The 8,744-nt window shown below is 70.7% G+C and carries 8 protein-coding genes; 3 read left to right on the plus strand and 5 right to left on the minus strand.

The window, feature by feature from the left end:
* Positions 1–263: 263 nt before the first annotated feature.
* The gene (locus tag ABZT18_RS31980) at positions 264–1,736 is read right to left on the minus strand and encodes an MFS transporter (protein ID WP_354997888.1); all 1,473 of its coding nucleotides are present in this window, start codon (positions 1,734–1,736) and stop codon (positions 264–266) included.
* A 55-nt stretch (positions 1,737–1,791) separates the two neighbouring features.
* Positions 1,792–2,028, minus strand: coding sequence for a hypothetical protein (locus ABZT18_RS31985; protein ID WP_124823326.1), 237 nt, complete (start codon positions 2,026–2,028; stop codon positions 1,792–1,794).
* A 149-nt stretch (positions 2,029–2,177) separates the two neighbouring features.
* Between ABZT18_RS31985 and ABZT18_RS31990 the strand changes: the two genes are divergently transcribed.
* Both ABZT18_RS31990 and ABZT18_RS31995 read left to right on the plus strand, forming a co-directional pair.
* Complete coding sequence (locus tag ABZT18_RS31990) at positions 2,178–3,335, plus strand: geranylgeranyl reductase family protein (RefSeq protein WP_355253263.1); 1,158 nt, start codon at positions 2,178–2,180, stop codon at positions 3,333–3,335.
* 119 nt (positions 3,336–3,454) lie between these two features.
* Entirely contained in the window at positions 3,455–3,628 is a 174-nt protein-coding gene (locus ABZT18_RS31995) for a hypothetical protein (RefSeq protein WP_354997890.1), read from the plus strand.
* 57 nt (positions 3,629–3,685) lie between these two features.
* Here the strand turns inward: ABZT18_RS31995 and ABZT18_RS32000 are convergent, their stop codons facing one another.
* Positions 3,686–5,476 (minus strand): 5'-nucleotidase C-terminal domain-containing protein, encoded by a 1,791-nt coding sequence (locus tag ABZT18_RS32000; RefSeq protein WP_355253266.1) that lies wholly within the window; start codon positions 5,474–5,476, stop codon positions 3,686–3,688.
* 158 nt (positions 5,477–5,634) lie between these two features.
* On the opposite strand from ABZT18_RS32000, the gene ABZT18_RS32005 reads away from it, so the two are divergent.
* Positions 5,635–6,540: an SDR family oxidoreductase gene (locus ABZT18_RS32005; RefSeq protein ID WP_354997892.1), complete on the plus strand. Its 906-nt coding sequence runs from the start codon at positions 5,635–5,637 to the stop codon at positions 6,538–6,540.
* Between the two features lie 264 nt (positions 6,541–6,804).
* On the opposite strand, the gene ABZT18_RS32010 is transcribed toward ABZT18_RS32005, so the two are convergent.
* Together ABZT18_RS32010 and ABZT18_RS32015 are read right to left on the minus strand one after the other, a co-directional pair.
* Positions 6,805–7,464 (minus strand): nucleotidyl transferase AbiEii/AbiGii toxin family protein, encoded by a 660-nt coding sequence (locus ABZT18_RS32010; protein ID WP_354996507.1) that lies wholly within the window; start codon positions 7,462–7,464, stop codon positions 6,805–6,807.
* On the minus strand, positions 7,461–7,802 hold the full coding sequence (locus ABZT18_RS32015; protein ID WP_354996506.1) for a hypothetical protein: 342 nt from the start codon (positions 7,800–7,802) through the stop codon (positions 7,461–7,463). Before ABZT18_RS32015 ends, ABZT18_RS32010 begins: the two co-directional genes overlap by 4 nt.
* Between the last annotated feature and the right edge of the window lie 942 nt (positions 7,803–8,744).

Below are 8,744 nucleotides of genomic sequence, written 5' to 3' on the forward strand. Positions count from 1 at the left end.
GCCTACTCGACGACCGCATTCCTGAAGGGTCTGAAGCAGGTCGACGGGTGGCAGGACATGCCCCTGACCCAGGCCGCGCAGACCGTACAGGTCTCGGCGTACCCGGACGCCTACGCCCAGTGGGAGCAGCAGGCCACCGACCTGGTCGGCCAGCACTGGAACAGCTGACCCACCGAACTAGACCCGCTGGCCGGCACCCCAACTCCGGGGTGCCGGCCAGCGGCATGTCCGGCGACCGTGCTGGCGGCGTACCCCTGGTGTTGTCAGGTCTTGCCGTGGTTGTGGGTGCGGCGGATATCGATCAGCGCGGCGATCAGCGCGAGCGCGATGATGCCGGTGGCCAACAGCAGGGATTGTTCGAAGGCGCTGGTCCAGTTGCCGCGGCTGTCGGACAGCGACGAGAAGAACACCGAGCCGACGGCCGCGATGCCGGCTGCGGCTCCGATCCGCTGACCGGTCTGGAGCATGCCCGCGCCACTGCCCGCCTGCTCCACCGGCACCTCGGCGAGGGTGAGCGTCTGATTGGGGGCGATCACCAGCCCGCTGCCGATGCCAGCGACGAGCAGTGGGCCGGCGGTGACCCAGGGCGCTGGGGCGTCCGGCGCGAGGTGCAGCGCGATCACCGTTCCCGCCAAGCCGACCACCACGGCGAACAGGCCGATGGCCACCAGTGGCCGGCCGAAGCGGTTGACGATCCGTCCGCCCAGCACGGAGGCGGCGGCTGAGCCGAGGGCGAACGGTGTGATGGCCAGGCCGGCGACGAGCGCGCTGTAGCCGAGGCCGTTCTGCAGGAACAGGGTGAAGATGAAGAAGATCGCGGTGAAGCCACCGAAGTAGACCAGCGCGATGAGCGACCCCAGCGTGTACGACTGGAAGGTGAACAGCCGTAGGTCGAACAGCGGTTCGCGGTGCCGTGCGTACCATCGCTCCCACAGCCCGAAGGCGAGCAGCACCGCGAGACCGGCCGGAATGAGTGCCCACTTCCACGGGGTCCGCCACTGCTGCTCCTGCACCAGTGGCAGCAGGACCAGGACCACGCCCACGCCGAGCAGCAGCACGCCGACCGGGTCGAGTCGGCGCGGGTCCGGTTGCCCCTTGGGGCGGTTGGGCAGCAGCCGCCAGCCGAGGAACGCCGCGAGGATGCCGACCGGCACGTTGACGAAGAAGACCCAGCGCCACCCGTGTTCCTCGCCGCCGATGGCGATGAGGAGCCCGCCGATCAGTGGGCCGACGGCGGTGGAGATTCCGATGGTGGCGCCGAGCAGCCCGAACGGGCGGGCCCGTTCCGGCCCCCGGAACAGTTGCTGGATGAGCCCGATGACCTGCGGGTTGACGATGCCGGCGGCGGCGCCCTGAAGCAGTCGGGCGGCGACCAGCCACGTTGGGGAGGTGGCGAGGCCGGCGAGCGCGCTGGTCACGGTGAACAGTGCGATGCCGAACACGAACGCGTTGCGCCGCCCACGGGCGTCGCCGAAGCGCCCGGCGGGCACCAGCGCCAGCCCGAAGGTGAGCGCGTACCCGGAGAGGATCCACTGGAGGTCGCTCGGCGAGGCGTGCAGCGCCCGGTCGATGGACGGTACCGCCACGTTGACGATGCTCACGTCGAGCAGCGTCATGAACGCGGCGACCAACCCTACGCCGACGGCCTGCCAGCGTCGCCGATTCTCGGCCGCGTCCACCGGCTGCGGCGTTTGCGCCGCACTCATCGTGCCCCCCGTTGACCGTCGATCACGCATTGCTGACCGCTACCCGGGTCACCGGGGGGCGAATCGTCTCGGGTGGTTCCGCGGGTCACGCCATCTGGCGGGCGCAGAACCGGGGACCGAAGTCGAGGCCCGCCATCGGCGAGTCCTCGCGGTGCAGCAGGCCCTTCTCGGTGAGCAGGTGCAGTGGGCTGCCCACCTGCTCCCCGGTCAGCCCGGACTCCTCGGCGATCAGGTCCGGGTACGGCACCTGCCCGCGTGCCTCAAGGGTGGTGACCGCCTGGTACACCCGTTGCTCGGCCTCCGACAGTTGCACCTGCTGCATTGTTTCCTCCTTCGCTCGTCCGCCATCGCGGCGGCGGTTGCCCTGCGCCGTTTACCCCCTTGCTGACCGAAGATGCGCACCCGTTCGGGCGGTCGGGACGGTGGGCGGGAGACCCGCTGTCGTGTCCGGTGGTGCCCTAGGCTGCTTCCGTGATCGTCTGGGATCTCGTCGTCGTCGGCGCCGGCCCCGCCGGGCTCTCCGCGGCACACGCCGCCGCCCGCGCTGGTGTCCGCACCCTGGTTGTCGAACGGGCCGCGCACCCGCGGTACAAGACCTGCGGCGGTGGCCTGATCGGCACCTCCCTGGCGGCCGTTCAGGATCGGATCGAGGTGCCCGCACACGACCGGGTGGACCGTGTCACGTTCACCCGCGACGGCCGCCGCGAGTTCACCCGCCGCAACGACAGCCCAGTGGTGACCATGGTGCGCCGTGAGGAGTTCGACGACCGGCTGCGCGCGGCGGCCGTCGCCGCCGGCGCGCAGATGCGTGAGCGGGTCGCTGTCCGCGCGATCGAGCAGGACCCTGAGGGGGTACGCCTGCGGCTGGCTGACGGTACGACGATCGCGGCCCGAGCGGTGATCGGGGCGGACGGCTCATCGGGGGTGACCGCCCGGCACGTGGGGGTTCGGTACCGGCAGGTGGACCTGGGTCTGGAGCTGGAGATTCCGGTGCCGCCGGTGGAGCAGGAGCGCTGGCGAGGGCGGTTGCTGCTGGACTGGGGCGCGATGCCGGGCTCGTACGCCTGGGTCTTTCCCAAGGGCGACCGGTTGACCGTTGGCGTGATCGCCGCCCGGGGCGCGGGGGATGGGACCCGGGACTACCTGCGACGGTTCGTCGACCGGTTGGGGCTGACCGGGTTGCCGGCGGAGCACGACTCCGGTCACCTGACCCGTTGCCGTGCGGAGGATTCGCCGTTGCGCACCGGCCGGGTGCTGGTCGTCGGGGATGCGGCCGGGTTGTTGGAGCCGTGGAGCCGGGAGGGCATCAGCTTCGCGTTGCGCTCCGGTGAGCTGGCCGGTGCGGCGGTTGCCGGCGGTGATCTGGCCGGGTACGAGCGGGCGGTCGCCGAGCGTCTGGTGCCGGAGATGCGGGCGGGCTTCCGGCTGCTCGACGTGTTCACCCGCCGCCCGGACGTGTTCCACGCCCTGTTGGCGACCCCGCCGGGCTGGCGGATGTTCGTTCAGTTCTGTCAGGGCCGGGCGAGCTTCGACGAGATGTTGCACCGCCGGCCCATCCGAGCAGCCCTCGCGCTGCTCGACCGGCTACCCGACCCGCGCCGGCCCGTCGCCTTTCACCCAGGATCCTAGGATGCCTTACGCGGTGTGACAGCCCCGACCGGAACAGGGGACCAGACCTCGTCGAACAGGCTGCTGGTGCCGAGCCGCCCGGTCGCTGGACAATGGCGGGGGAGCAGCAGGAGGTGCCGATGGCCGAGCAGCCGTTCACCGATGACGAGTACGCGTTCCTGCGCCACGTACGGTTCGGGGAGTTGCCGCCCGCTGTCCGTCCCGACGAGCGGGTCGCCCTGACCGAGACCGATCCCGGGCGCGACCGGCCGGACAAGGCCGAGGACCCGGTCCGCTGGAATGTGCAGGGCTGAGAACGCGCGACGGGCCGCGGGTGTCACCACCCACGGCCCGTCTGCGATGCGCTGAGGTCAGAAGACCGGCACGCCCTCGCGTACCAGCCGCCAGTTGGGCTGGAAGAAGTCGGCCGGGTCGATCGTCCCCTTGGCCTGCGCCCAGTCGATGAGCAGCTGACGGATCTCCTGCTGCGCGTTGTAGACCTGGGTCTTCACGATGCCGGGGAAGTTGCCGCCGCCGCTACGCCGGTAGTTGTTCACCGCGACCACGAACTGCGCATTGTCGGCCACCGGGGTGTCGGTACCGGGCAACACCAGCCGGGTGATCCGCTGGCCCACCGGCCGTGAGATGTCGATGTCGTAGTCCAGGCCGGAGAAGACGTCGTAGTTGTAGTCCGGCACCGCCGGGTCGCTGATCTGCTCCGGGTCGACCGGGGCACCCGGCGCGAGGGTGCGGAAGTACTTCGCCGAGTACTCCAGGTACGCGCGCACCTCGGCGCCGCTGAGCACGACCGCCTCAAGGGTGTTGTCGTACACGTACAGGCCGGCCACGTCACGGATCTTGACGTCACCGGCGGGGAAGACCGCGGTACGGCTGAACGGCGCCGCGATGGACAGCACCGGCAGGTCCGCGTACGCGGTGCCGGCCAGCGCCGCGCCGACCACCTCGGTCTGCACGTGGTTGATGAAGTCCAGGATCGGCGTGTCCCTGTACCGCGACTCCGCCGCCGACAACTCCACCGTGGACTGGGCGACCACCTGGTTCACGTACGCCACGGTCTTCTGGTGCTGGGCCCGCACGGCGGCGAGCACCTTCGGGTCCTCCACCACCGTGTTGGTGTTCAGCATGGACGCGGCCTTCTTGGTGATCGTCCACCGGCCACGCTCACGGGTGAGGGTGAAGTCCATCCGGGTGAGCCGCTGGCCCCACTTCGACGGCTCCGAGAGCAGCACCTGCGCGCCCGTCCGCTCGTTGGTGACGAACTTCTCCACGACCTCGTTGTGCGCGTGACCGAAAAGGATCGCGTCGATTCCCGGCACCTGCTGGGCGATCAGCGCGGTGGGGTTCTCGTTCGGCAGCTCCGGGCCGTAGCTGGAGGTGCCGCTGTCCCCACCGTGCGCGGAGATCAGCACGATGTCCGCGCCGCGGGCCCGCATGATCGGTACGTATTTCGCCGCGGTGGCGATCATGTCGTCGAACCGCAGCCGGCCCTCGACGTTGCCCTTGTCCCAGATGGCCACACCGGGATTGGTCAGCCCCAGGATGCCAACCCGCAGGGTCGGCGCGGCGAAACCGAGGGAGACCTTCTTGATGACGTACGGCAGGAAGGCCGGCTTGCCGGTCTTCGCGTTGACCGCGTTCGCGGCGAGCGCCGGGAAGCCGAGCTGGCGGATCCACAGATCCAGCAGCGGCAGACCGTAGTTGAACTCGTGGTTGCCCAGCGTCACCGCGTCGTAGTCGATGATGTTCATCGCCCGGGCCATCGGGTGCTTCTCCCCGGTGGCGGTGATCGGCTCCTGCTTGGCGTAGTACGTGGCCAGCGGCGTGCCCTGGATGGTGTCGCCGGCGTCGAGCACCAGCGTCGCCTTGCCGCGCCGCTCCCGACGGATCTGGTTGATCAGGGTCGCCAGCTTCGCGACGCCGATGTCGTTCTGCTTGCTGTCGTCGTACTCGGCGTCGCGGTAGTAATCCCAGTTGTAGACGTTGCCGTGGGTGTCCGACGTGCCCAGGAGGGTGAGGTCCCAGGTGCGTGACCGGGCCGCGCCGGCCGCCTGCGCGGGCGCGGCGGCGATCAGCGGGGCGGTCGCCGCCGCCGCCGCGGCGACGAGCACCTGACGACGCGACGGGCCGGAAGGAGAGGTCATGACGTGCCTTTCCATGGGGGTGGAGGCGCCTCGTGGGTGCCTCGCGCACCATAACCACCAGGCGGCACTCCCGCCACGCCAGCCCCGATCGTCACGCGGTTTCCGCAGGCGACCGCAGGGTAGGGCGGTAGGAACCCGCTTCCGCGCAGCGCGAGGAGATGTCCGTGAGCGACCAGCACACCCAGCAGGACCCGACCAGCCAGTACGGTCAGCAGTCCGGCCAGCCCGCTCAGCAGCAGTCGCCGCCCGGCTCGACCGAGTCCATGACCCCGAAACCGGACCACGGCGAGGAGTCGTACCGGGGCAGCGGCAAACTCGACGGCAAGCGCGCGCTGATCACCGGCGGTGACTCGGGGATCGGCCGAGCGGTCGCGATCGCCTTCGCGCGGGAGGGCGCGGACGTACTCATCTCGTATCTCAGCGAGGAGGAGGACGCCGACGCCCAGGAGACCATCCGACTGGTCGAGGACGCCGGCCGGCGGGGCGTCGCGGTACGCGGTGACATCACCGACGAGGCGCACTGCCAGGAGTTGGTCGATCGGGCGGTGCGTGACCTGGGCGGCCTCGACATCCTCGTCAACAACGCGGCGTACCAGATGTCGCAGGACAAGGGCATCCTCGGCATCAGCACCGAGCAGTTCGACCGGGTGCTCAAGACCAACCTGTACGCGATGTTCTGGCTCTGCAAGGCCGCCATCCCACACCTCGCCGAGGGGGCGGCGATCATCAACACGGCGTCGATCCAGGCGTTCGACCCGTCACCGCAGTTGCTGGACTACGCCACGACCAAGGCCGGCATCGCCAACTTCACCAAGGCCCTCGCCGCCGACCTGGCCGAGCAGGGCATCCGGGTCAACGCGGTCGCACCCGGCCCGGTCTGGACGCCACTGATCCCGGCCACCATGCCCGAGGAGAAGGTGAAGCAGTTCGGCACCGACACCCCGGCGGGTCGCCCCGGCCAGCCGGCGGAGCTGGCTCCCGCGTACGTCTTCTTCGCCTCGCAGGAGTCCAGCTACGTCACTGGCGAGATCCTGGGGGTCACGGGCGGCCGACCGACCAAGTGATCCACCGCCGGGTAGACGTTCTCTGGGATTGCCCGCCCGACGGTGCGGCTCGTTGCCGTGGATCGTTGCGTTGGTTGGCGTTGGCGTTGGCGCGTGGCCCGCGCGTCTGGCGTGGGCTTTCGCGTGGCGCGTGGCGCGTGGCGCGTGGCGCGTGGCGCGTGGCGCGTGGCGCGTGGCGCGTGGCGCGTGGCGCGTGGCGCGTGGCGCGTGGCGCGCGCGTCGGGCTGGGCTTTCGCGTGGCGCGTGTCGCGTGTCGGCGTGGCGTCAGCGCGGCCACGCGGCGAAGCGCTGCCGGACCTGGGCGACGTCGGCTGCGCCCAGCCCGTAACGGCCGAAGCGCTGTTCGGACAGCCGGTCCAGGTAACGGCCGGCGGCCCGCACGTCCGCCGGGTCCAGCGCGGGGTCGACCTGCCGGGCCAGCACCAACAGCTCGGTCACGTCGTAGTGCTCCAGGGCCGCCGCCACGTCGATGAAGTCACGGACCTCCCGCCGGTTGACCAACGCCGCGATCTTGTTGGCCACCAGGTCGCGGACGTCCATCACCGGGCCGAGGTCCATCACCACAGGGCTCTGCTGCCGGTCCAACCGGGCAAGGCTCAGCCGGATCTCACGGCCGTCACGGCTCACCACGAAGTCCTTCATGTCCCGGCCGTACCCGTCGAACAGCTCGGCGAGGTCACTGTCGGGGTCGGCATCGCTGACCATGAACCCAGCCCGCTCCAGCGCAACGCGTACCCCGGCGGACGCCGCCGCGGCAGCGCCCTCCACGTCGGCGAAAAGATCAACATCCTCCGTCGGGCGGGCGACCATCCCGTGCGCCGCCCAGGCCACCCCGCCACCCAACACGAACCGGTACGGCCCGGCGGCGGCCAGCGCCACCCGGGCCACCTCCCGGTAGAACTCGTGCAGATGAGGCCCGATCACGCCGCGCGCAGGCCGCGGTGCCGGCTCTCCCACGCCTGGCGTACGCCCCGGGGCAGGTTCAGCAGTCGCCACACCCGGCGCAGCGTCCGTCCGTTGATCAGGACGCGAAGGTCCTCGGCGCGGGTGGTCTCGCGGAGCACGTTCTCGTACATCCAGAGCAGCTGGTCGCGGTCACCGAGGTCGAAGGTGCGCTCGGCGTTCCACATCAACCGCACCGGCAGCTCCACCACGCCCCGGGTGGGACCCGCCAGCTCGGCGAGCGTCCGCGCCACCACAGCAGGGCGACCCGGACGGGCCAGGAAGGCCACGCCGGTCGCGGTGGGGGAGAGGACCTGCATGCTGTCAGGGTAACGCCCACCGGAGCCGGTGTCGCTCAGGACGTTCCCAGCGCGCTGCTGCCAGGCTCCTGGCGGCCCTGACCGTGCGGCCTGGTCAGCTCTGTTGTCGTGCGCCGCCGGTCCGGCTCGGGTTGTCGCGCGTCGCCGGTCGGGCTCGGTTGTCGCGGGTCGCCCGGTCCGCTCGGGTTGTCGCGCGTCGCCGGCCCGGCTCTCTTGTCCCGGTGCGCTCGGGTTGTCGCGTCGCCGGTCCGGCTCGGTTGTCACCGGTCGGCTCGCTGCGTCGGATTCGGCCGTCCGCGCCGGCTGGCAACCTGCGACCTCAGGGAGTCCACACACCCCGGCAGGGTGTTTTGTCTGATTTGCAGAGGGTGCTTTGGCCGCGGGCCCATGATCGACACGACGTCGGCGAGGTGGGGGTGTCCGGGGCGTGTGATGCCCCGACATCGGCGATATGGAGTGGATCATGCCCGTGGTGGGTGTCTGAGGCACCGCCCGTTGGGTTGTCTGGGTGGTTTGTCCGGTCTCGGCCGCCTCTGGCTTGTGACCGGTCGCACCCGTGGCCTGGAATCATGGCGGGCCCGGGGTCGTTACATACCCTGACGATCGCAGGACCACCGGCCCGCCACCCCGCGCCTCAGGGTTGGAACGCCGACCGCTCGGGCTTGGAATGCCGGGCCCCGGCCGGTCGTTACGGTTACCTACGAACGACCGCTCGGCCACCGCCTCCACGAGGGTGCCGATGGATGGGCCACCGCCGGAATGATCCCCGGCCCCCCGGTCGTTACACCTGGACCCGGCGCCACGAGCCCTCCGCCCGTAGGCCGCCGACCCCGGCGCCCCACGCCGCCCCCCGGCCGAAGGCGCCGACCCCCAAAGACTTTCCCCCTTGATTTCTGATGCGCCCGGACGAGGTGCTCACACCCCGCACGCCGTTCCCCCGTT

Origin of the sequence: Micromonospora sp. NPDC005291, assembly GCF_040607415.1 — a bacterium.
Taxonomy (GTDB): Bacteria; Actinomycetota; Actinomycetes; order Mycobacteriales; family Micromonosporaceae; genus Micromonospora.

Coding starts and splice junctions, on each gene's coding strand:
- ABZT18_RS31980 (WP_354997888.1), bottom strand. CDS start 1,736: ATGCGTGATCGACGGTCAACGGGGGGCACGATGAGTGCGGCGCAAACG.
- ABZT18_RS31985 (WP_124823326.1), bottom strand. CDS start 2,028: ATGCAGCAGGTGCAACTGTCGGAGGCCGAGCAACGGGTGTACCAGGCG.
- ABZT18_RS31995 (WP_354997890.1), top strand. CDS start 3,455: ATGGCCGAGCAGCCGTTCACCGATGACGAGTACGCGTTCCTGCGCCAC.
- ABZT18_RS32000 (WP_355253266.1), bottom strand. CDS start 5,476: ATGACCTCTCCTTCCGGCCCGTCGCGTCGTCAGGTGCTCGTCGCCGCG.
- ABZT18_RS32005 (WP_354997892.1), top strand. CDS start 5,635: ATGTCCGTGAGCGACCAGCACACCCAGCAGGACCCGACCAGCCAGTAC.
- ABZT18_RS32015 (WP_354996506.1), bottom strand. CDS start 7,802: ATGCAGGTCCTCTCCCCCACCGCGACCGGCGTGGCCTTCCTGGCCCGT.